We start from the raw sequence: 21,610 nt of genomic DNA, 5'->3' as shown, positions 1-21,610 counted from the left end.
GATTATCCCTTCCCTTTCTGCTCGGCGGCGTTGTGGGCGCTGACGGCGGACATGAGCAAACTCTTGACTTCCGGCAACGAGAGAGCCTTTTCCGCAAAGGTGTAAAACTCGGTTTCAGTCAAAACCTTTACCAGCGGCTCTACGCTTTCGATGGCCGCGCCGCGAGTGATGAGGCGGTGTGCCCGCTTGCGGCGGTCGCCTTTTTCGTAGTAGCTGCGGCGGTTTTCAAGTTGCTGCTGTCTGTGTTGGAGCTGGGCAAGCTGTCGTTCCTTGGCGGAAATTTCAGTGTCCAGCTCCGAGATGATTTTCTGTTTGGGCATGGTGCACGACCTCCTAAAAAATTGGTGTGTAAAAACAAAAAGACCGCCTACCGAAAAACGATAAACGGTCTGGGGAACATATTCAAAACTTTGCGGGCGGTGCTGTTTGCGTCAGCAAATTGCACCGCCCACAAAGTGCGCAGGGATAGCCGCATAGCGGCGCAAGGGGTGCAGCCCCTTGTTCGGAACGAAGTGACGCAAAACAGCCCGGACATTTGCTGTCCGGGCTGTTCGCCTCGCAGAGCGCACGATACAGGGCTTGCCTCTGTATAGAAGTGCGCCCTTGTTACCAAGGGACTACTTGTCTGCTTTTTGAGCCTTACGCTTGCTAATATTTCTTATATAGCGACATCCCTTAGTTTTATAATTTGAACATCCGAAAAAGTCACCATAGGGACCGCTTCTGCGAACAAGGCGACCGCCGCACAAAGGGCAAGTATATTGTTCTTTGCGCATATCATCTCCATGAACTTCATCAACTTCTTTTATGAAAACCGACTCGTTCCCTTTGAGTGTGACAAGCCAGACCTTCTTTTTTGCTCTCGTTATCGCAACATAGAACAGCCGGCGTTCTTCTGCAAACGGATAATGATCACAGTTATCAAGAAGAAGCTGCAAAATAGGAGCATCAGCAATTTGGCTTGGGAAGCCCATGCCGTGTGCCTTATTATTCAGTAAGAACACATAATCAGCTTGTAGCCCCTTTGAGCTATGTATTGTCATGAAAGAAATTTGCAAGTCAGGGCGTCTAGCAAAAGTAACTTCTGTTCTCCCAAGCGCAGTGCTATACTGATATGAAAACTGGCGCTGCCCATCCAGAATTTTTATATCAAATCGGTATCTCCCAAGGAATAATACTGAACTTCCCTTTGGCAATTCTTTGAGCCTTTCAGCAAGGAACTCAACAGAATACGCATCTGTATATCCCGTGAGTTTCTCCATTGAGAAACTGTGATCCGCTACGGCACTTTTTAATCGCTTCCTTTTTTGCTCGGGGTTCTTCATAATGAAACTACTGCTAACAGAGATCAAACTTTGAGGGAAACGGTAGGTTGTTTCGATACGACTTATTTCCGAAGCACCCCAATATTTTTCAAAATGGAGAATAAATCCAATATCACTGCCACTAAACCGGTAAATGCTTTGCCAGTCATCGCCCACGCAGAACAGGTGGTAATCTTTTTGCTGGCGCATTTCAGCAAGCAGACGATAGCGAGCCTGAGAAATATCCTGATATTCATCGACGATAACATAATTGTATGAGTGGATAAATTGCCCTCGCTGAACATAGTCAGAAGCCAAATTGATCATATCATTAAAATCAATTTCGTTGCGGGCCTGAAGCATGGTTTGATAATTGTTATAGATCGGCTCAATTAAATCTATAACAGCATCAATACTAGGGAAATTCCTAAGACTATGATTTCTACTGCGCACTTCGTCGAGTGAACAATTATTGCTTTTAGTCAAAGTAATGACTGTTCCAAACAATTCTGCGACTCGGTCAAGTTTTTGGTTTTCTGTGCCGCTGATTTCCGACCACATATCTTTGGGAGACATTGGTGTAAATACAACACCCGCCTTTTTAAGTCGTTCCTCTAATCTGGGCAAAAGCTGTTCTTAGTTCACTTCGCATAAAGCATGACAAGTTCAAACTTCGATGTAGCCAACGAAATTGTAGTAGATGTGGATGTCTCGTTCCTCATGGTCGTCTACCGTATATTTCTCACTGATCTCAATTTTCTGAATCAGCCGCACGAGGGTGGGGCGGTCAAGCTCCTGCAAATCGTAGTAATCCTGCACCATGTCCAGCCATGCGTCTACGGACTGCTCGTTTTCGCGGCTGGCGGCAAGCTGCTCCGTCAACTCCCGGCGGCGCTCCTGCTTAGCCTTGCGCTCGGCCTCGTAGCCATTGAGAAGCTGCACACAGAGATTCTCCGGGATTTTCCCCAGCACCTTGTCCTCGTAGGCGGACTGCACCAGCCGGTCAAGCTCCGGCAGCCGCCGTTCGATGGCGCTCAGTTCCGCTTGGAGTGTCTTGAGCTTTTCCCGTCCGGCAGATTCCTTCTGCGCGAGGATTTTTTCACGCAGTTTATCCCGGCTGTTCTGCGCCCACATCGCCTTGCAGCGGATGTCCGTCAGCACAATTTGCGTTAATACCTTCTGGTTGATGTAGTGGGATGAACAGGCGTTTTTGCCGCCCGAAGCGTACCGGTTACAGACATACGCCTTGTACTCCGGTTCCTTGTCCGACACCTTTTTACGGTAATCCCGCATATACCGCATGGAAGAATCGCAATCCATGCACCGCAGCAGACCGCCGAACAGAGAAACGGTGCCGCTCTTGCCGCTGCGCCCTCTGGCGGGGTGGTTGTCCATCCGCTGCACTGCGTCCCATACCTCCTGCGAAATCAGCGGCTCGTGTGTATTCTCCACCCGAATCCACTCGCTCTCCGGCTTGCTGACCTGCTTGTGGTTTTTGTAGGAGACGGTTCCCGTCTTGTTCTGTACCATGTGGCCGAGATAGACCTCGTTGCGGAGGATGGTTTTCACCGTCACATCGTTCCAGAATGGCATTTCGCCCCGATGATTCTCCCGGCCCTCCGCCATATAGTAAAAGGTTCTGGGGGCAGGGACTTTTTCGGCATTGAGAATCAGGGCAATTTTGCGGAAACCGTTGCCCTGCAACCGCAGGTCGAAGATGTGCCGCACCACTGGAGCGGTCACCGGGTCGATCTCCAAAATATGTTTGTCCGCAGCGCTTTTTCGGTAGCCGAGGGGCGCATAGCAGCCAACATATTTCCCGGCCTTGAAGGTGGACAGCTTCACCGCCTTGATTTTGTTGCTGGTGTCCCGGGCATAGAGGTCATTCATGACATTTTTCAGAATGACCAGCATTTCATTGTTCTTGCGGATGGTGTCTACCCCATCATTGAGGGCGATGAAGCGGCAGCCAAGAGACGGAAAAATGAAGTCGGTATATTTGCCTGCTTCAATGTAATCACGGCCGAGCCTGCTGAGGTCTTTGGTCAGGACCAAGTTGATTTTCCGGTCGGTCACGTCCTGCACCAGCCGGTTGAACCCCGGACGGTCGAAGGTCGTCCCGGAGACCCCATCATCGCAGTAGTAATCGTAGAGCGTCCAGCCCTGTTCCCGCACATACCGGGCGAGCATTTCTTTTTGATTTTCGATTGACACAGACTCACCGGCGCGCTCATCGTCCCGGCTCAGTCTGGCGTAGATTCCAACACTGTATTGTTCCTGCATTTTCTTCTTTAACCTCCCGAAATGCAGTGCGTATCACAATCAGAAATCCTGATTGTATTATACCACCGCGCCGCTGTTGATTCCACTGGGCAAAGTGCCGGGATTCACTGTGCCCTTTCCAACTTTTCCATCGTCAGGGCATCCAGCACATCGCCCATCATCAAATCCCCGGTAAAGAAGCTACGGACATGGTAGATGGTGCCGTCCTCCATGTAGAGGTCGATCTGGTCGGGAATCCGTAATTTCCTGGGTTCTTTCGGGCAGATATTATCCATGCGGCTGTATTGATTTTTCATATTCCGATTTCCTCCGTATTTGTCGTGTGTAGCACAGCAGCCCGCCGCAGTCAAGGAACCGGCTTCGCCTCGCTGCGCGTCCTTGACAGCGGCGTTCTGCCGTGCAGATAAGCAACCAAGGCGGCAAAGCCGCCCTTTGCCAAAGGCTTTGACCGGTTATGATTCTGCTTACATGGCACGCTCCTTCCCACTGGCGGGAGAGCGGACGGAGGAAAAGAAAAGAGCCGCATGACGGTAAAAAATCTTCCCATACCGACATCACAGAAACCCGTGCGGATTTCTGCGTTCATGCGGCATTAGGAAGACTTCGCTTCGTCAGCGGCTCCACAGCACAGCTACTTTATTTGGTTGATTTCAGTATATCAGGAACATGTGTTCGAGTCAAGATTCCAAGCGAAAAAAGTGTTCGTGTTCGCGCAAAATTCACAGAGGAACGGGTTTGGGACTGAGATTGAAGAGTAAGAGCAAGCACAGCAAGTGTATGTACACTTGCAGAAAAGCGGTGCTTGCCATACCGGAGTGACTTGCTGATTAGCAAGCACATCCGGTGTGGCCACACACCGGAAAAATGGGCGTTCCGAGCTTTCAGCCGGAGCTCCATTTTTCTATTTTGAGAGTGTCCCAAACCCACCAAGCGGAGAGGAAGAAACCCCATATGAAAATCATCAATATCCGTATTGATATTCATACAATCTATAAAGTTTCTTTGCGAATTTCCCGGCAAACAGGGTTTTGAAAAAGAAGCCCTCAAATCCCTTCAGCTCTGCTACAAGCTCCGACGGTGTCATGGAATGCTCCCGAACATAGCGGATCCCGCTTGTGCCAAGCGGTACCGCAGGATCGTCTATTCCATAGGCCTTTGTTACCCCAACTTCGTGAATGGGGTTTTTGAATCTGGTCAGATTTGCGCCAAGCCCCGTATACACATCCATCAGAAGGCACAAAGAGGGAAACCGCTCTTCCAGCATCTCGAACAGGCCTGCGAGTTCTTTGGGCGCAAGGTACATGCTAACGCCTTCCATCACAATCACTGCTGCTTCGCCGGCAGGAATTTGTGTCAGCCACATAGGATCTGCGGCGTTTCCGGAAAGCATACGGTAATGGGCTGTTTCAGCATAGAATTTTTTTCGTTCTGTGATTACCTCCGGAAAGTCCATATCATACCACATGGTATTTACTGGGCCGATGCGGCTGACCCGGCTGTCCAGTCCGCAGCCAATATGGATCACGATGGCATCTGAATTTTCGGAAAGCATATGCCTGACCCAGTCGTCAAATACCCTCGCCCGCATCGCCATAAAGTACGCAAGCCATTTGGATTTCGACTTTCTTCCCAGTGATACAGCGTTTTCATCCCATATTGTTTCGGCGGTCTTATCATTCAGGATAATCCCCATTTTACTGACCTTCGCCTTACCGTATAGAGGAATGTATAAAGTTTTGTTTATCTCATTCATTTCGTATCACAAGTCAATCCTTTCAAAATTTCGCATTGCCCGGTGTTTGGATAACACCGTCAATCCTGAAAACAGAAGGATCCCCAGTGCAAGGATGCCCAACTGCAACCCCATATGCGCAAAACCAAACGCGTTCAACGCAGCGAGCCCCGGGATGTGAAAAAGCGTTTCGCCCAGCCCCACGACCGCAAAGGCGGCAATAATAAATTTTACAAAGGGTTTGGCAAATTTGTAGGCAGTCTGAAAAAATCCGCCGACAAATATTGCGTTGAACAGCCCCAGGATCAGCAGTACAAAGGCGAGATAGACAAGATTTGCATTCATCAGAACATTATTTCTGTAGACCGCAGCGTTGGACAGCAAAGTCATACGGATCAGCGTCACGGCCCCGGTCAATGTAAAATAGCAAATCTCGATAAAACAGCAAAAGGCATATTTTGCCCGGACAACATCGCGCTTCGCGACCGGAAGGAGAGCCGTATAGGTCAGATCGTTCGCCTCTCTCGCTGTCTGAAAGGACTGGAACAGCCCAAGGCAGACGAAAAAGGAGCCGACCAGAATTGGGTATCCGGGAACGAACGCCATCAGGCCAAACCCGATGAAGAAGTAGGAAAGAGGCGATGCTGCCAGTTGTATCTCTTTTCTCAGCAGCTTGATCATGCCCTGACACCCCTTTCCATGCGCAGAATGGCATCTTCCAGACTTTCACCATCTCCGCAGCAATTCTTGCGGAAATCGTCCATGGAACAGTTAGCAACGAGCTTTCCATCCCGGATATACAGAATGTCATCGGCGCATTTCTCGATATCTGAGGTGATGTGTGTGGAAAACAGCACAGCCACGCCCCGCCTTTTGAGTTCCGCGAATAGATCCAGCAGCTCATCACGCGAAAACGGATCAAGGCCGCTGGTTGGTTCATCCAAAATCAGCATCTCCGCTCTGTGAGACAGCGCAAGCAGGAGATTAAATTTTACCTTCATGCCCTCGGAAAGCTCCGATGGTGTTTTGTCCTCGTCCAGAGCGAAGAGCGAAAGGTATTCGCGGTAAGCTCCATCATCCCATGCAGAGAAAAAAGTTTTCGTCACAGATACGATATTCCGTATCTTCTTCTTGGGATAGTAGTTGACAGCTCCTGTGGAATACCCAATCCTCTGCTTGATCTCTTCCTCATACCCCCAAAAGGGCAAGCCAAAATAGCACACCTCGCCGCCGTCGGGGTGGATCAGCCCCAGCATGGATTTGATCGTTGTCGTTTTCCCGGCCCCGTTTCTGCCGATGAACCCGACGATTTGACCAGCGTTCAGCTGGAAGGACAGGTCGGTTAGGGTAAAGGACGGATATGTCTTTCGCAGATTTTTGATTTCGCACAGTGGCATTTACTCGTCCTCCTGTTCCGTTTCAAATACCGCGGCGGCAAACTGAGAGAACATCGCTTTGGGAGGGATCGCAATCCCTCTTTTCACATCGCCCAAAAGCACCAGCGTATCACCCGGCTGGATATCAAATAGTTCCCTTGCCTGTTTGGGAATGACGATCTGTCCTTTTTCGCCCACCGTTGCAGTCCATGCATATTTTCCCTTTGGCCTTCCCATCGCAGTAATACCTCATATAGTATGATTTGTATAACAAATTATACTCCATATGCTTTGCGCTGTCAATAGGGTTAGCGTCCATAGAGACTCCAAGGATAGGAGCGACCGTTAAAATCGACATTTTTCTGACAGTAGTCCTGTCCATCCAATCCAAACGGAGAACCATTGCAAATTTGGGTAATAGTCTGGTCTTATCAAGATTGATAGAATTGATATTTAATTAGATTGTTATTTGATTCTTTGGTATTTCTTTATTTAGTATTTTATTGTGCGGGATTTTCCGTATACGGATTTCCCGTGTACGGGTTTTCCAGATGCGGATTATCCGTGTATGGATTTTCCCTGTGCGGATATTGCCATACGGAGACGGCAGAAAATTAATCCTTATGGCCTCTGAGAGCTGTTCGCAGAGGTATGAATACCGAGATATGGCAAGCCGTTCAAAAGCCGCTTACAGCGAAAGAAAACGCCCAAAATCGACCTTTATCCTGACAGTAAATCGTCCCTATCTATCCATCATTCAAGGCAAAGAAAACCGCCTGTCCCACAGACCGATTAGCTCAGCCAAAGGGACAGGCGGTTTGAATTTTCTGATTGCTGACGCACTGCTGATTTTGTGTCATTCTTTATTCGAGGTTGTCATTCAAATTTTTCATAGGCGTAGACTTCGATCATTCGCGTACCATTTTTTCGATGTAACTCGCGTTTCCATTTGATCCCCTCCTGATATGCTTGAGCTGCTGACATTCCGTTTTTCCCAGAGAAATAGGCTGGAACCTCTCCTTGACGGTTAATACCGAAATATTCTATATATACGTCAAAGTTAGGAAGATAAAAATCAGGGTAGTATTGCCCAAACTCAGAAGTTCTCGTATCAATCGGGTATTCCTGCTCATACACATAAGTAATTCCATTTTGCGTCAGGAAATTGGCAATATCCAACTCGCCATAGCTTTTCACTGTTTCTTTTTTTAGTGTTATTGGTGGATTATATTTCAGATAAGAGCGGTATTCTTCCTCCGTTTCAAAATCAAACTCGGACTTCTGCTCTACTCCATTATAAGTCAGATACACGCACAATTTTCTCAAATAGCCCAAGTCTTGTGTCAGCATATCCAACTGCTTTCTGACAAATTGACGAATGTCAGAGGAATAAATTTTGGGCTTTTTCCCTTGCACAGACGCAATAATATCTAACCCCAATTTATGGAATGTCTGTGCATGAATCGGTCTGCCAATTTCTTTGTTTAATCGTTCACTCATTTCTGCGGCAGATGCGTTGGTAAATGACAGAACTAAAATGTCGTCCGGCATACAGATTTTCTTTTTCAGAAGATATTTGACATAGCCGATGATGGTAGTGGTTTTTCCAGTCCCTGCCCCGGCAAGAACAAGATGATTGTGGACTTCCTTTGTGATACATCGAAGTTGTTGTTCGTCAAGCATTTTCCCCTCTACGGGTAAAATCAGTTTCGCTGCATCCGCCGCTTTTTGACTTGCCAACTGGTTGTTATGTGCTTGCAATTTGGATGGGAGCTGCTCATAAATTTCAATAAACCGAGGAGCAACATTGCGAATTTTGCGGCCAGATAAACCAATAGAGAATAATAAGCCATGTGTTTTCTTTTCCGCAGTACAATATGCCGAATACCATTTTTCCTGAAAATTTTTAACTACGCAAGGATCTAGGAATTGTTGCTGCGAATGCCATAAACTCTTTTCTTCTTGCAGAGCCTCGTCCATTTGCATAAGAAGTGCGTCATCATCCAAATCTTTTGGAAGAACTGCATCTGCAATATTTGATAGCATCTTACTCCAAAAGTCCACGACAACGCCTCCTTCAATTTCTCTATTTTAAAAATAATTATATCACTTAAGAGCGAATATTTCTACCGATTATAATTTGTGGAAGCAATTATCTCCCATCCTTTCCGCGCTTTTCCCAAACAATATTATACCCCAGTACATCGGCCAGCTCCACCGCCTCGCCGTAGCGCAAGCTGCCGCGCTTCAGTTTGTCGGACAGATTCGGGACGCTGCTGCTCCAAACGTATTCATCGGCCAAAATTTCCACGGCCTCGCTCATGGTCATGCCCGCCCGGATGATGTACGATTTGATTTCGTTTCGGTAAATCTCTTTGCTTTTCACAGTTTTGCCCTCCTTTTTTCGTTTGCCCAATGATGAAGCCGGTGCGCTGATGAGCGTACTGGGTTCATCGCTGGGCAATGGATAATGGTATGCGACTAACTGTTTCCTCTGCCGTATGCGAAGCCCTGTTCACAACTGTCAGGCTTCGGTTTCACTGTTCCGCATGGATTTTCGCGGAGTAGGAAAGTTGTACGCCGAACAGCGTACTCGCATCGCTGCCTGGCGTATCGTTCTTTGATGGCGTTATCAATGTGAAAACGCCAGATTTTTCGCTGTTTTCACTTCATTTGAAAATATCGCTGCATTTTCGCCGTCCTTCCCGAATGCCGTTCCTGCCCCTGCCTTCTCAGCGGCGTATTCCGGCATTGGCACGCTCCCCCGTGCTTTCAAACACATGGGGTCATGGCGCTGCTTCCCCTGCCGGGGGTATCCCATTCGGACGGTCATATAATTTTCAAGGTACTGTTGTCTCCCGACAAGTACAGTTTAACGAAAAATCGGGCCTGTTCCCGTATATCCAAGAGGTTGGAAAATAGGTGCGAAAAGCGGAAATTTCCACGCTTATAGAAATCTGTGCTATAATGGGAAGCAGAACGAGAGGGGGCGTGGATATGAACATCAAGCTGACAATCCCGGAGCGGCTTAAAGATTTGCGGACAGAGCGCGGTCTAACGCTGGAGCAACTGTCCGAGGCAACGGGGATTTCCCGTGCTGCCCTCGGCAAATATGAGACAGACGATTTTAAGGACATTAGTCCGTTCAGCATCGCGGCGCTGGCAAAGTTCTATGGGGTATCCGCCGATTACTTAATGGGATTGACGGAAACAAAAAATCACCCAAACACAGAGCTGGAAGCCCTGCATTTGGGTGATGGTGCGATTGAGGTGTTGAAGAATGGACAGTTTAACCACCGGCTGCTGTCGGAGCTGATCTGCCACAAAGATTTTCAGCGTTTGATGCTGGATGCGGAAATCTATGTTGACCGCATTGCAGATATGCGGATCAACGACATGAACGCCGTGCTGGAAGCCGTGCGTCAAATGGTGCTGGCAAAGCGAGAGGATAGTGCGAACGATCTCTATCTCCGCACACTGGAATTGTCGCAGGTGTCGGAGGAAGAATACTTCGGTCATGTGGTTGCAGATAGCCTGACAGGGATACTCCGCGATATTCGGGAAGCCCACAAAACCGACAGCACAACAGCAGACGAGCCATCCGCCGCTGCACAAGCCCAGCAGCAGTTGCAGATCGCCATGAACTTTGAAGGCAGCAGCGACGAAAAGAAGGCGCGGGCGTTTCTGGCGACTTTCGGCATTGACTATGATGCCATCACAAAGGAGCAGTTTATCACGCTGATTGAGATACTGCGGTTATCAAAGCACATGAAAAGCCCCATAAGCCAGCGTGGCAGGGCCAGCATGACACACGGGAAAGGAAAAAGAAAGCGTAAATAGGCAAGAAAATACGCCGTATCCAGCAAAATCTGCTGAATACGGCGTATTTCTTCGTTGCCCAATCCTGCCTGACAGATGCCATAATCGTAATTCTTTCAAATCACTTTCTTATGAGCACCTGTCCCATTGCCGGGGAGCTTTTTTGGCAGAGAGCAGAAGAGTCAGGGCTCGGGGAGCATGCGGATCACCACATTGCCGGCGTGTTCCACATCGGCGGCGGTGCGGATGGCGGTTTCCAGCTGATCCAGCGGGAACTCGTGGGTGATGATGGATTCCATGTTCCAGCGGCCGCAGGTCATGATGCGCTGCACATCCCATACGTCCTGCGGCATGTATCCGCCGGAGCCGATGATGCTCTGCTGGGCGTAGGTCATGTGAAGCAGGTCGATGGTGCGCGGCGCGTTGTTCACGCCTACGCTCACAAACCGGCTTTCGATCTTGCCCAGGCGGAGAAAATCCTCCAGAATGGACGGAGCGCCCGCTGCGTCCAGCCAGCAGTCGATGTTCGCGGTCGGCCCGGCCAGCGAGGGCGCAGAGCCGAAATACTCCAGCGCACGGGCTCGGAAATCCTCCCGCGCGGGATTGCAGACGGCGAAGCCCAGATCTTTGGCCAGGTTCAGCCGGAAGTCGGAAAAATCGCAGAGCATGACCCGGGCCATTCCAAAATAGGAGAAGGCGGCGGCCGCTGCAATGCCGATGGTGCCGCACCCGAACACCACCGCCGATTGGCCGGACAGATACCGGCCCTCACCGGCGGGGATCATGCCGCGCCGGGCCGCCCGGCAGCCCACAGTGAAGGGCTCGATCAGGCTTGCCAGCCGGTCCGGGATGCGGTCATCCACCGGATACAGCCCCACATTGCGCCGGGCCTGCGGCACGAGGATGTGTTCGGAAAATCCCCCCAGTGTTCCCGCGCGGGAGGGATCGTTCTTTGCACACAGCGGGTAGGGATATACCCGTTCTCCAACGGTGAAATCCGTGACCAGGCGGCCGGTTTTGACCACCCGGGAAACCGTTTCGTGGCCGAATTCGCCACCCACGGTCACCTTGTGCCCGGTGCCCGGTCCGCCGAAGAAGACGGCAGTATCGGTACCGCAGACGCTGGAGTAAATGTTTTGAATCAATACGTCATGTTCGCCCACCTCGGGGAGGGGGAGCTCTTTCAATTCGATCTGCTCTTTTCCTGCATAGATTGCTGCTTTCATAGTGGTTCTCCCTTGTGGCCCGGCCGGGCCACACACTGCTGCATGATGGCGCTGATTTTTTGGATGGAATCCGCGCAGTCATTCTGCAGCCACTGGTCCACAATGGCCATCAGACCGTGAATGTAAAAGGCCATCAGATACATCCGGTTCTCCTCCGGAACCTGAAACTGCTCCAGTATGGGGGAAAACACATGGCGGAACATCCGCTGGTATACCCGGTCCAGCCGCAGAACGGCAGATTGCTCCATGGCTGTGCGGAACAGCCGCTTGTTCTGTGCGATGTAGCTCAGATAGGGCTCCAGGTATTCCGGTGTGATGAAATAGGCACGCCCGGCGGAAAGAGGCGTATCGCTGGCCGCAAAGGGCTCGGTGCGCTGGCGCATATGGTCCAGAAAGCGTTCGGTCATATATTGCACGCTCTCGGCCAGCAGATCGCCAATGGTCTCGTAATGCAGATAAAAGGTGGACCGGTTGACCCCGGCCTGCTGGCAGATTTCCTTCACGGTGATATAGGGCAGATCCTTCTTTTCCAGCAAAGCCAGGAAGGCCTCGTCCATCCGTGCTGCGGTGCTGAAATATTTGCTTTCCGTCTTGTTCAAGAAACTGCATCTCCTTTTGTCTGCGGGCAAGGCCCGGCCGGTTTTTGTTTATGCTTCGCTGATCTCTTTTGCCAGCTCCATAATTTCAAAGGCGTATTTCTGCTTGCCCTTGGCCAGCAGATGCTTGTAAAGCGGGTAGTTCAGCCCCATTCCGGCCAGCCCGACGATGCCGACCAGCACGCCCAGCACGAACATGGGGGTGCTGCCGCTGCCGATGATCCGCATGGAAAGGCACATGCCCACGCCGGTAATCAGTGCAGTGCAGATGCCCAGGGAATAGGTGAAAACGGTTGCGGGCAGCTTTGCCCGGGCGTCCAGTTTGCGCAGTGCGATCACCTTGGAGTGATTCTTCGGTGCGTATTCGTTTGCCAGTTGTTCCGCGTAAATTTTGTCAGTATTCATAGCACATTGGCCTCCTTTGTTGTGATGGCCTTATTGTACCAGCCCCGCGCAAAAGGCGGAACAACACGAATCGGCTGCCGTGTTGGGCTGCGTTCGGAAGAAACCGCAAATCCAATCAAGCAAAATCCAGTGCTGGCGGGTATAATGAAAGCAGAAACGCAGGAGGAAAACGATATGAGTGAACAATGGCAGAGAAAAATCCAGCACATTGTGGACCGGATCGATGCCTGCATCCGGGACAAAAACGACGAGGCGCTGACCCTGAAGCTGCTGGCGCAGGAGTTTGGGTATTCGGAATTTCATTTTTCAAGAAAATTCCGGGAAATCTCCGGCATGCAGTTTCGGGATTATCTTCGCTGCCGGAGACTGGCCTTCTCGCTCAGGAAGCTTCGCGATACAGAAGAAAGCGTGCTGAAGATCGCGCTGGACCATGGCTTTTTCTCTCATGAAGCCTTTACCCGCGCATTCCGGGAGGTCTATGGACTTACCCCCAGCGAGTACCGCAGGCATCCGGTGCCGGTGGCGCTGCGTACGATCCTGCGTCCCTTTGACTGCTATCTGCTGGAGAATGGAGGAACCGGTATGCCCGGCATACAGAGCAAGGTGAAAACCTATTTCGTCACCATCCCTGCCCACAAGTTCCTGCACATCAAAAACTACGAGAGTATTGGCTATTGGGATTTCTGGCAAAAGCAGAGTCGCATCCCCGGGCAGGACTGCGAAACAATCTGCAGCCTGCTGGATGGCATTCCCGATAAACTGGATGATCTGGGCGGCAGGGAAGCGAACAGCAGCAGCGGGCAGATCATGGCATTTATGAATGATCCAGCGGGCCGGATTTGCAGCTGGGGGATACCGCTGGCCGAGTGCTATGGCGTGCGCCTGCCGCTGGATTACAATGGGCCGGTGCCGCCGCAGATGCTTTTGACGGTGGTGCCCGAAGGGGACTACATCGTGTTTGAACATGGGCCTTTCGATTTTGAAACTGAGAACAGCGCGGTGGAAGAGGCCATGGAGCAGGCGATGCGGGAATTTGACTATTCTGCTTCGGGTTATCAGTTAGACCTCACACCGGGCAGAATGTTCTACTTTTACCACGATTGCAGCCGTTTCTGGAAATATATCCGCCCGGTTCGGAAGGCGTAAGTCTATAGTGATAAAAGGTTTGTCCCTCATTTCGATGATATCATAAAACAAAGCGTTTCTGCGAGAGGAAAAGATTTTTCGGTTCCCATATCCGCTGATCGACGTTTTGTGATATGCTGAGAGAAAGGAGGGAGCACCATGCGGATGTTTGGCTTATTCAGAAAAAAAGAGATGGACCACAGTCAGAAGGTGGAGGCGGCTTACCGGCGCTGCAATGCAGATGAAAGAAAGGGCCTTTTCCCGGAAGGGGTGCATCAGGCCGATATTATCATCTGTTCGTTGGCGAAAATTTATGGAGTTTCGCTGGATGAACTTGACGAAAACGGTTATTGTGAGATATTGACCAGTTATACGGAAGCCATTATCCGCAAGGCACTCCCCGGAAGCGATGATGAGGTGATCGTGCGCGGCTTTCAGGTGCGGCACGGCAGTTTGGCGCGCACGATTGAAATGGCGCGCAGAGCGTTCACTTATACGATGCTTAACCGGATGGATCACTCCTTTGCCGTCGAGAGCGAAGAGGATATGCTGTTTTTGTGTAAAGCGGCCCAATCGGAGCATGAGAAGACCTCCCCAAAGCAGGGAAGCATGTTTGTGGGTGAGTATTGCTTTGAAGGGCCTTTGGAGCATGCCATATACGGGAAATTGTATGGTACGGATGATGGGTTTATATGCTAGAATTCCGGCAACCAGTACCGTGAGCAGTACAGGAAAGGATTCCAGCTTGTGGAAGAGGGAAAATACGAAGAAGCAATCGAAGCATACCGGGCCAGCCTGGAGTTTAATCCCATCGGAATCAGCGCGAGATTTGAAATTTGCGAATGTTTTATCCGATTGAAAGACTTTTACTCCGCGAAAGAAACGCTGTATGCCATGACACCGTATCTGTTGGAACCGAAGCATCTGGCAAAATTCTATCGAAGACTCGGCTACATCGGGGTGGAGCAGGGGAATGATCTGTGTGCCGCGGGTTGCTTTGTTTATAGCAAGAACTTTGAGCAAAACCCCGGAACAGAGCAGGAACTGCAAAATATCTTCGCAAAAACAGGCGTGCAGCCGAGTCAAATTGTCGGTGATCCGACGATTTATTTAGAGCGGTATCATATTCCGGTATTGAAAGAGCGGAAACTGAGTGAACTTTGAACAGGAAAATCAAAAAGACCGCTGACTTTTGTCAGCGGTCTTTTTGATGGTCGGAGTGACGGGACTTGAACCCACGGCTTCCTGGTCCCGAACCAGGCGCGCTACCAACTGCGCTACACCCCGATGTAAAAAATAGCAGCAGCGGTTGGGCTGCTGCTATTTCTGGTTGGAGAAGAAGGATTCGAACCCTCACAAACAGAGTCAGAGTCTGTCGTGCTACCCTTACACAATTCTCCAATATTTCTGCTCTCTTGGGCCGTGCCCTGAGTGCTTTATTATTATACCGTCGAGGTTTGCAAATGTCAACCCCTTTTTTCAAAAATTACCGGAAAAATAAATGCGCGGGCTGCGGAGTGATTTGCAGCCCGCGCGAAAGCGTTTTGAAAAAGAAAATCAGGCGGGGTTTTTGTCCAGATAGTCCGCCGCGCTCAGCCCGGCAATCAGGCCTTCGCCCACCGCCTTGGCCACCTGCAGCGGTGCGCCGGTCACGTCGCCTGCCGCAAACACACCGGGAAGGTTGGTGGCCATATTGCGGTCCACCGGCACCGAGCCATTCTCAATGGCCAGGCCGGGCAGCAGGGTGTCCGGCGCAATGGCGCTGCGCAGGATGAACACGCCGTCAAAGGCCTCCTGCTTTGGGCCGATCTGTGCCCACTGCACCACAGCATCGCCGCCAACTGCCTTCAGGTTGCCGGGGATGAAGCGTACGCTTTCCCGCAGCTCCGGCGGCTGCTTGGCGGCCACAAAGCTTACCTGGCAGCCGATGGAATCCAGGAAGTTGGCCTCGTGGGCGGCCTCCGGCGAAAGCCCCCAGACCAGCAGCTTTTTGCCCCGGTAGAGCATACCGTCGCAGGTGGCGCAGTAAGAGACACCACGGCCCAGGAACTCCGCCTCGCCGGGCACCGGCTTGGCTCGGGCAATGCCACAGGCCAGAATGACGGTGCGGCTTTCCAGAATCTCGCCGTTGAAGTTGATCATAAAGCCGCCCCCCATGGGCAGAATGTTGGCCACCCGGCCGGGCAGCGCCTGAATGCCCATCGCCGCCGCGTGAGCGGAGAACTGGCGCAGCATCTCCTCGCCGGTTACGCCGGGCATGCCCAGATAGTTGTCCACCTGCTCGGCCTTGGCCAGAAAACCGGGCGCTGCGCCCAGAACCTGAACGGTCTTGCCGCGCTGATGCAGATTAATGGCCGCCGAAAGCCCGGCGGGGCCGCCGCCGATCACGGCGCAGTCGAATCGATCCATGAAGATCCTCCCTTGTGTGGAAACCGCAGCGCCCGGCCAGGCCGAAAGCGGCAATGCACTGGGCATGCGGTGGTTGTTTTTTTTATTATACCCGATTTCACACAAAGGGAAAAGGAATCTAGTCACAGACGGTACTCAGGGTGGATGCGCATATTTTTTACGGGTGGCGGCTCCGCCCCGCAGATGGCGCTCGGCCTTGTTCCGTTCCAGCACCGTCTGCGCCCGGCGGAACAGCTCCGGGTCCAGATGACGCAAACGAGAAGTGATGTCCTTATGGACGGTACTTTTGGAGATACCGAAGCGGTCGGCCGCGGCGCGCACCGTGGCGCCGGTGCGGGCAATGTATTCGCCCAGCAGCACAGCTCGCTCCTCCGGGTTGCCTTTCATAACTGCGCATCCCCCCACACATAAGTTTTATTTCATGTGTATGCGGGCGTGAAACGCGCTATGCGGACAAAGAAATCCCCCGGAAGAAGCTTCCTTCCGGGGGAGAGAAAAACGGTTTTATTCCGGCTTTACCGGCCGCAGCATGCGTGTGGCATTCAGCACAGCCAGCACCATCACGCCCACGTCCGCGAACACCGCCCACCACATGTTGGCAATGCCTACCGCGCCCAGGATCAGGCACAGGAACTTTACCGCCAGGGCGAACGCGATGTTCTGATACACGATGCGGCGGCACTTACGGGCGATGCGCAAAGCCAGCGGCAGCTTGGCGGGGTCGTCATCCATCAGCACCACGTCCGCTGCTTCGATTGCCGCGTCGGACCCGAGACTTCCCATGGCGATGCCCACGTCTGCCCGGCGCAGTACCGGCGCGTCGTTGATGCCGTCGCCCACAAAAGCCAGGGTGGAATTGGGGGCTTTGGCGTTCAGCAGCTGTTCCAGCTTTTCCACTTTATCGCCGGGCAGCAGCTGGGCGTGGTAATCGTCCAGGCCAAGGCGCCGGGCTACCTGATGGGCAGCAGCCTCAGCGTCGCCGGTGAGCATTACGGTGCGGATGCCCTGCCGCTTCAGGCTCTGAATGGCCTGGGCGGAGGTGGGCTTTTCCACGTCACTGATCTGCAAAAAGCCTGCGTAGGTACCGTTGATGGCCAGATACACCACGGTGGCTCCCTCGGCGGGCTTGCTGCTCTTGGGAATCTGCACACCTTGCTGAGCCATCAGGCGGGCATTGCCGGCGGCCACCGGTACGCCGTCCACCTGAGCGGTCAGGCCGTGGCCGGCCTCCTCGTGTACCTGCCGTGTGCGGCTGGAATCCAGCGGCTTGCCCCAGGCGGCCCGCAGGCTCTGGGCAATGGGATGATTGGACCAGCTTTCGGCCAGGGCAGCGGTTTCCAGGAGGGTATCCTCGGTGAAGCCCTCGGCAGGGAACACGCCGGTCACCTGGAACACGCCCTGGGTCAGGGTGCCGGTCTTGTCGAACACGATGGTCTTCACCTGGGCCAGGGCTTCCAGATAGTTGCCGCCCTTGATCAGGATACCGCTGCGGGAAGCGCCGCCGATGCCGCCGAAGAAGGTGAGGGGAATGCTGATGACCAGCGCACAGGGGCAGCTGATGACCAGGAAGGTGAGCGCGCGGCTCACCCAGACGCCCCACTGGCCGGTGAACAGGCTGGGCAGGATGGCCAGCGCCGCAGCACCGATGCAGACGGCGGGGGTGTAGTAACGAGCGAACTTGGTGATGAAGTTTTCTGCCTTGGCTTTTTTCAAACTGGAGTTCTCCACCAGCTCCAGGATACGAGCCACGGTGGACTGGCCGAAGGGCTTGGATACCTTCACCCGCAGCACCTCGTCCTGGTTCACGCAGCCGGAGATCACATCGTCGCCGGGGCTTACCCGGCGGGGACGGCTCTCGCCGGTGAGGGCGCTGGTGTTGATGGTGCCGCTGCCCTCCAGCACAACGCCGTCCAGAGGGATTTTCTCGCCGGGGCGGATCAGAATTACGTCGCCCACAGCCACGGTGTCCGGGTCCACCTGCTGCACGCCATCACCGGTCTCCAGGTTGGCGTAATCCGGGCGGATGTCCATGAGAGCGGCGATGTTTTTCCGGCTCTTACCCACCGCGTAGCTCTGGAACAGCTCGCCGATCTGGTAGAACAGCATAACGGCGGCGGCTTCCCGGTACTCCTGCAGGGCCAGCGCGCCCACGGTGGCAATGGCCATGAGGAAGTTTTCGTCGAAGATCTCGCCCTGTACCACGCCCAGGAAGGCTTTGCGCAGCACGTCGTAGCCGATGATCAGGTAGGGGATAAGATACAGCGCCAGCTGTGCGTACCAGGGCAGGGGCACAAAGGCGCAGAGCACCCAAACCACAGCCAGCGTCGCAACGGAAATCAGGATGCGGCGCAGCATGCGGGTCTGTTTTCTTGTCATAGGTAACACCTCAAGCAGGGCCGAAGGCCCATTTTACCGGAGACTTAGCCCCGGGTCAGAAATCGATGGCGAAATCCGGGTCGATGCGGCGGCCTACCTTGGCCACTTCCTTCAGGATGCGGGCAAACTCCGCCTCCTCCGCGTCGATGACCAGCTTCTGGGCCATAAAGCTGACGGCGGCGCTGTTCACGCCGGGGATCTGGGCCACGGCGGCTTCCACCTTGGCGGCGCAGTTGGCACAATCCACTTCGATGCTGAATTTCTTTTGCATGATTTAAAACTCCTTTGTGATGTGTATTATTTCATAATAAGGAAGAAGGGTCATTCCTCCACATGCTCGGCGCCCATGGAAAGTATGGACCGTACGTGATCGTCATCCAGCGAGTAATAAACGGCCTTGCCCTCCCGGCGGAACTTGACCAGCTTGGACTGCTTCAGAATCCGCAGCTGATGGCTTACCGCCGACTGGGAAAGCCCCAGTACCTGGGCGATGTCGCCCACGCACAGCTCGCTTTCAAACAGGGCGAACAGCACCTTGATGCGGGTGGAGTCACCAAAGACCTTGAACAGCTCGGCCAGATCGTAGAGAAACTCGTCGTCCGGCAGGTTGGCGCGCACGTTTTCCACCGCGTCCGGGTGAAGGGGCGCGGATTCCACGGCAGGATTTGCCTTGTGCTCCGCCGGATGCTCGTGGGGAGTCATATAAAATCACCTCACATATGAATAAGTGTTCATGTGTTGACTTTATTATAGCGCGCAGTACGATATCCGTCAATAGAAAATCCAAGAATCCTTGAGGGAAGAGATGGAAATTTGGAAGCAAAGAAACAGCCGGGCCGGGCGTTTTACAAAGTGTTTACACGGCAAAGCTTGGAGATTTTATATCCGCTTGGTACAATTATGAGTCAAACGCGGCAGAGGCCGTTCCGGCAAGGGGAAACCGGGCCGGTTTGGAGGGGAAAACAGGCAGCTGCCCGGCGTGATCAGGGAAAGAAGAGAAAAATTTACGGGCTTTGTTACAAACGGCAGTGTGAAATTCTGTAAGAAAACGTGTGCTGCGCATCCTGGCGCTGTAGTTTTGTTACAAGGCGGAGGGGGAATTTTAATGCGACATGAAATACAGGTTTTGGACCGGGTGAAGAGCGTTTACGCATCTCTGCGGCCCTCGGAGCAGCGGGTGGCGGACCATGTGCTGAATCATCCGGAGGAATGTACCCGCTGCACCATTTCGGAATTGGCCGAGCAGGTGGGGGTGAGCCAGCCCACAGTGGTGCGCTTTGTGCAGGCCATGGGATTTGATGGATACCGAAGCTTCAAATATTGCCTTTTGCGGGATCGCAGCGGCAGCGCGCCCCGGCAGCCCTACTTCAATCATCTGGGAGATTTTGACCTCAAGCCCTGGGACCGGCTGGAGGAGCTTCCCCTCAAGGAAACGCGAATTGCCGGGGGACTGCTGGAAAACGCATTGAAAGCCCTTTCGGTGGAGGATCTGAGCCGGGCGGTGCGGATGCTGGCAACCGCGCGGACCATTGATATCTACGGGGTGGAAAACTCGTTCACGCCCGCCGGGGACCTGCTCACCAAGCTGACCTATCTGGGGCTGAACTGCCGCATGCACACCGACGCTTACCTGCAGCAGATCTCCGCAGCGCATCTGGGTGTGGCGGATGTGGCGGTGGCGGTGTCCCATTCCGGCTGCTCGGCCGATACGGTGAAGGCTCTCCGGCAAGCCCGCAAGGCAGGTGCGGGGACCATTGCCATCACCGGACCCCGGGATTCACTGATTGCAAAGTATGCGGATGTGTGCCTGAGCACCGGGGAGCAGGAGCTGTCGATCTATGGCACCGCAATTTTTTCCCGCATTCCGGATCTGGCTGTGGTGGATCTTTTGTATATGGGAATCATCCAAAGCGATTACGAGCGGTTTTCCCGCAATCTGGACAAAAGCGGCGCGGTCATCGCGGACCGCACCTATCCGGTAAAACCCTAAAGAGGCTGCGCGCCCTTGTAAGAAAATTACAAGGGCGCGCGGCTTTTTTGATGGATTTTAACGTTGCACTTACGGAAACTTAAACTTGCTGTGATTGTGGCTATTCCGGAAAATCTGGTAGGATGACACCGTCGGCAAAAAGAGCACGACAACACTCCGAACCAATCATTTTTCCTGAGAGAGGAGCTTCAATTATGCTGGAACTGGAACATATCCAGAAATCATTTGACGGTGTGCCGGTGCTGAAGGACATCTCTCTGCAGGTGGAGGACGGCGAGATCGTTTCCATCCTGGGGCCCCTTCCGGATGCGGCAAGACCACCCTGCTGAATCTGATCCTGGGCATTGTGGATGTGGATGGAGGTACCATCCGGTACGACGGTCAGGACCTGACCGGAACCCCCATGGAAAAGCGCGGATTCAACATCGTGTTTCAGGACTACGCCCTGTTTCCGAACCTGAATGTCTACCAGAACATCACCTACGGCCTGCGCAACAAGCCGGATATCTCCACCAAAGAGGAGGTAGAGGACCTGATCGACCTGCTGGGTCTGCGGGACCATCTGGCAAAGCGCATTGATCAGCTTTCCGGCGGTCAGAAGCAGCGGGTGGCGCTGGCCCGCACCATGGTGATGAAGCCCCGTATCCTGCTGCTGGATGAGCCTCTGTCGGCACTGGACGGCGTGATCAAGGAGTCCATCAAGGATCGGATCAAGACTATTGCCCGGGAGTACCGGCTTACCACCATCATCGTGACCCACGACCCGGAAGAGGCGCTGACCCTGTCCGACCGGGTGCTGATCATGGAGAGCGGCGTGATTTCCCAGTACGCAAAGCCCGAGGAGATTGTGCATCAGCCCCGGAACGACTTTGTGCGCCGGTTCATCCTGAACCAGCTGGAAATCAAGCGAAACAACATTTACGCGCTGTTCGGCGACCGCCCTACGCCGGCGGTACAGGCGGGGTAAAG

Annotated in this window: 24 protein-coding genes, 2 tRNA genes and 1 pseudogene; 7 read left to right on the top strand and 20 right to left on the bottom strand. The window is 52.9% G+C overall.

Going from position 1 to position 21,610, the window contains the following annotated elements:
• Window positions 1–2 precede the first annotated feature (2 nt).
• The 4 genes from PH256_RS02305 to PH256_RS02290 form a co-directional block, all read right to left on the bottom strand.
• A complete protein-coding gene (locus PH256_RS02305) occupies window positions 3–320 on the bottom strand; it encodes a DUF3847 domain-containing protein (RefSeq protein ID WP_270912821.1) in 318 nt (105 codons plus the stop codon).
• Window positions 321–617: 297 nt separating this feature from the next.
• Window positions 618–1,880 (bottom strand): UvrD-helicase domain-containing protein, encoded by a 1,263-nt coding sequence (locus PH256_RS02300; protein WP_270912820.1) that lies wholly within the window; start codon window positions 1,878–1,880, stop codon window positions 618–620.
• A 90-nt stretch (window positions 1,881–1,970) separates the two neighbouring features.
• Complete coding sequence (locus tag PH256_RS02295) at window positions 1,971–3,587, bottom strand: recombinase family protein (protein ID WP_270912819.1); 1,617 nt, start codon at window positions 3,585–3,587, stop codon at window positions 1,971–1,973.
• A 104-nt stretch (window positions 3,588–3,691) separates the two neighbouring features.
• Complete coding sequence (locus tag PH256_RS02290; protein ID WP_270912818.1) at window positions 3,692–3,883, bottom strand: hypothetical protein; 192 nt, start codon at window positions 3,881–3,883, stop codon at window positions 3,692–3,694.
• A gap of 158 nt (window positions 3,884–4,041) precedes the next feature.
• On the opposite strand from PH256_RS02290, the gene PH256_RS02285 reads away from it, so the two are divergent.
• On the top strand, window positions 4,042–4,332 hold the full coding sequence (locus tag PH256_RS02285) for a hypothetical protein (RefSeq protein WP_270912817.1): 291 nt from the start codon (window positions 4,042–4,044) through the stop codon (window positions 4,330–4,332).
• A 216-nt stretch (window positions 4,333–4,548) separates the two neighbouring features.
• Here the strand turns inward: PH256_RS02285 and PH256_RS02280 are convergent, their stop codons facing one another.
• The 6 genes from PH256_RS02280 to PH256_RS02255 form a co-directional block, all read right to left on the bottom strand.
• Window positions 4,549–5,340 (bottom strand): class I SAM-dependent methyltransferase, encoded by a 792-nt coding sequence (locus tag PH256_RS02280; protein WP_270912816.1) that lies wholly within the window; start codon window positions 5,338–5,340, stop codon window positions 4,549–4,551.
• A 6-nt stretch (window positions 5,341–5,346) separates the two neighbouring features.
• Complete coding sequence (locus PH256_RS02275; RefSeq protein ID WP_270912815.1) at window positions 5,347–6,000, bottom strand: ABC-2 transporter permease; 654 nt, start codon at window positions 5,998–6,000, stop codon at window positions 5,347–5,349.
• On the bottom strand, window positions 5,997–6,716 hold the full coding sequence (locus PH256_RS02270; protein WP_270912814.1) for an ABC transporter ATP-binding protein: 720 nt from the start codon (window positions 6,714–6,716) through the stop codon (window positions 5,997–5,999). The genes PH256_RS02275 and PH256_RS02270 overlap by 4 nt, the downstream gene beginning before the upstream one ends.
• Complete coding sequence (locus tag PH256_RS02265) at window positions 6,717–6,893, bottom strand: AbrB/MazE/SpoVT family DNA-binding domain-containing protein (protein ID WP_442866644.1); 177 nt, start codon at window positions 6,891–6,893, stop codon at window positions 6,717–6,719.
• Window positions 6,894–7,571: 678 nt separating this feature from the next.
• Window positions 7,572–8,759 (bottom strand): UvrD-helicase domain-containing protein, encoded by a 1,188-nt coding sequence (locus tag PH256_RS02260; protein WP_270912813.1) that lies wholly within the window; start codon window positions 8,757–8,759, stop codon window positions 7,572–7,574.
• Between the two features lie 88 nt (window positions 8,760–8,847).
• On the bottom strand, window positions 8,848–9,024 hold the full coding sequence (locus tag PH256_RS02255) for an LLM class flavin-dependent oxidoreductase (RefSeq protein WP_270912913.1): 177 nt from the start codon (window positions 9,022–9,024) through the stop codon (window positions 8,848–8,850).
• Between the two features lie 668 nt (window positions 9,025–9,692).
• Here PH256_RS02255 and PH256_RS02250 point away from each other — a divergent pair.
• Entirely contained in the window at window positions 9,693–10,535 is an 843-nt protein-coding gene (locus tag PH256_RS02250; RefSeq protein ID WP_270912812.1) for a helix-turn-helix domain-containing protein, read from the top strand.
• Window positions 10,536–10,696: 161 nt separating this feature from the next.
• On the opposite strand, the gene PH256_RS02245 is transcribed toward PH256_RS02250, so the two are convergent.
• The 3 genes from PH256_RS02245 to PH256_RS02235 are packed head-to-tail and all read right to left on the bottom strand — an operon-like array spanning window position 10,697 to window position 12,741.
• Window positions 10,697–11,740: a zinc-dependent alcohol dehydrogenase gene (locus PH256_RS02245; RefSeq protein WP_270912811.1), complete on the bottom strand. Its 1,044-nt coding sequence runs from the start codon at window positions 11,738–11,740 to the stop codon at window positions 10,697–10,699.
• Window positions 11,737–12,339, bottom strand: a complete 603-nt coding sequence (locus PH256_RS02240) for a TetR/AcrR family transcriptional regulator (RefSeq protein WP_270912810.1) — start codon at window positions 12,337–12,339, stop codon at window positions 11,737–11,739. Before PH256_RS02240 ends, PH256_RS02245 begins: the two co-directional genes overlap by 4 nt.
• 48 nt (window positions 12,340–12,387) lie before the next feature.
• Window positions 12,388–12,741 (bottom strand): dihydropteridine reductase, encoded by a 354-nt coding sequence (locus tag PH256_RS02235; RefSeq protein ID WP_087183313.1) that lies wholly within the window; start codon window positions 12,739–12,741, stop codon window positions 12,388–12,390.
• A gap of 174 nt (window positions 12,742–12,915) precedes the next feature.
• On the opposite strand from PH256_RS02235, the gene PH256_RS02230 reads away from it, so the two are divergent.
• From PH256_RS02230 to PH256_RS02220, 3 genes are all read left to right on the top strand, one after another.
• Window positions 12,916–13,887: a helix-turn-helix transcriptional regulator gene (locus PH256_RS02230; RefSeq protein ID WP_270912809.1), complete on the top strand. Its 972-nt coding sequence runs from the start codon at window positions 12,916–12,918 to the stop codon at window positions 13,885–13,887.
• A gap of 138 nt (window positions 13,888–14,025) precedes the next feature.
• Window positions 14,026–14,565, top strand: a complete 540-nt coding sequence (locus tag PH256_RS02225) for a hypothetical protein (protein WP_270912808.1) — start codon at window positions 14,026–14,028, stop codon at window positions 14,563–14,565.
• A gap of 48 nt (window positions 14,566–14,613) precedes the next feature.
• A complete protein-coding gene (locus tag PH256_RS02220; protein WP_270912807.1) occupies window positions 14,614–15,030 on the top strand; it encodes a tetratricopeptide repeat protein in 417 nt (138 codons plus the stop codon).
• Window positions 15,031–15,077: 47 nt separating this feature from the next.
• Here PH256_RS02220 and PH256_RS02215 read toward each other — a convergent pair.
• The 7 genes from PH256_RS02215 to PH256_RS02185 form a co-directional block, all read right to left on the bottom strand.
• Window positions 15,078–15,153 (bottom strand) — tRNA-Pro (locus tag PH256_RS02215).
• A 40-nt stretch (window positions 15,154–15,193) separates the two neighbouring features.
• A tRNA-Gln gene (locus tag PH256_RS02210) sits at window positions 15,194–15,267 on the bottom strand.
• A gap of 156 nt (window positions 15,268–15,423) precedes the next feature.
• Window positions 15,424–16,275: an NAD(P)/FAD-dependent oxidoreductase gene (locus tag PH256_RS02205; protein WP_270912806.1), complete on the bottom strand. Its 852-nt coding sequence runs from the start codon at window positions 16,273–16,275 to the stop codon at window positions 15,424–15,426.
• A 135-nt stretch (window positions 16,276–16,410) separates the two neighbouring features.
• Window positions 16,411–16,662 carry a sporulation transcriptional regulator SpoIIID gene (locus PH256_RS02200; RefSeq protein ID WP_087183317.1) on the bottom strand — a complete coding sequence of 84 codons (252 nt, stop codon included), beginning with the start codon at window positions 16,660–16,662 and terminating at the stop codon, window positions 16,411–16,413.
• 117 nt (window positions 16,663–16,779) lie between these two features.
• Entirely contained in the window at window positions 16,780–18,651 is a 1,872-nt protein-coding gene (locus PH256_RS02195; RefSeq protein WP_270912805.1) for a heavy metal translocating P-type ATPase, read from the bottom strand.
• A gap of 55 nt (window positions 18,652–18,706) precedes the next feature.
• Window positions 18,707–18,922, bottom strand: coding sequence for a cation transporter (locus PH256_RS02190; RefSeq protein ID WP_087183319.1), 216 nt, complete (start codon window positions 18,920–18,922; stop codon window positions 18,707–18,709).
• 50 nt (window positions 18,923–18,972) lie between these two features.
• Window positions 18,973–19,353 (bottom strand): ArsR/SmtB family transcription factor, encoded by a 381-nt coding sequence (locus PH256_RS02185; RefSeq protein ID WP_270912804.1) that lies wholly within the window; start codon window positions 19,351–19,353, stop codon window positions 18,973–18,975.
• 403 nt (window positions 19,354–19,756) lie between these two features.
• Here PH256_RS02185 and PH256_RS02180 point away from each other — a divergent pair, with 403 nt between their 5' ends.
• Window positions 19,757–20,641 (top strand): MurR/RpiR family transcriptional regulator, encoded by an 885-nt coding sequence (locus PH256_RS02180; RefSeq protein ID WP_270912803.1) that lies wholly within the window; start codon window positions 19,757–19,759, stop codon window positions 20,639–20,641.
• 194 nt (window positions 20,642–20,835) lie between these two features.
• Window positions 20,836–21,608 (top strand): annotated as a pseudogene (locus PH256_RS02175) (ABC transporter ATP-binding protein).
• Window positions 21,609–21,610: the final 2 nt, after the last annotated feature.

The organism is Allofournierella sp. CML151 (assembly GCF_027853465.1).
Lineage (GTDB): Bacteria > Bacillota > Clostridia > Oscillospirales > Ruminococcaceae > Allofournierella.
The sequence above is the reverse complement of the archived record's forward strand: the minus strand, read 5'-3'. Positions and strand labels throughout refer to the sequence as shown.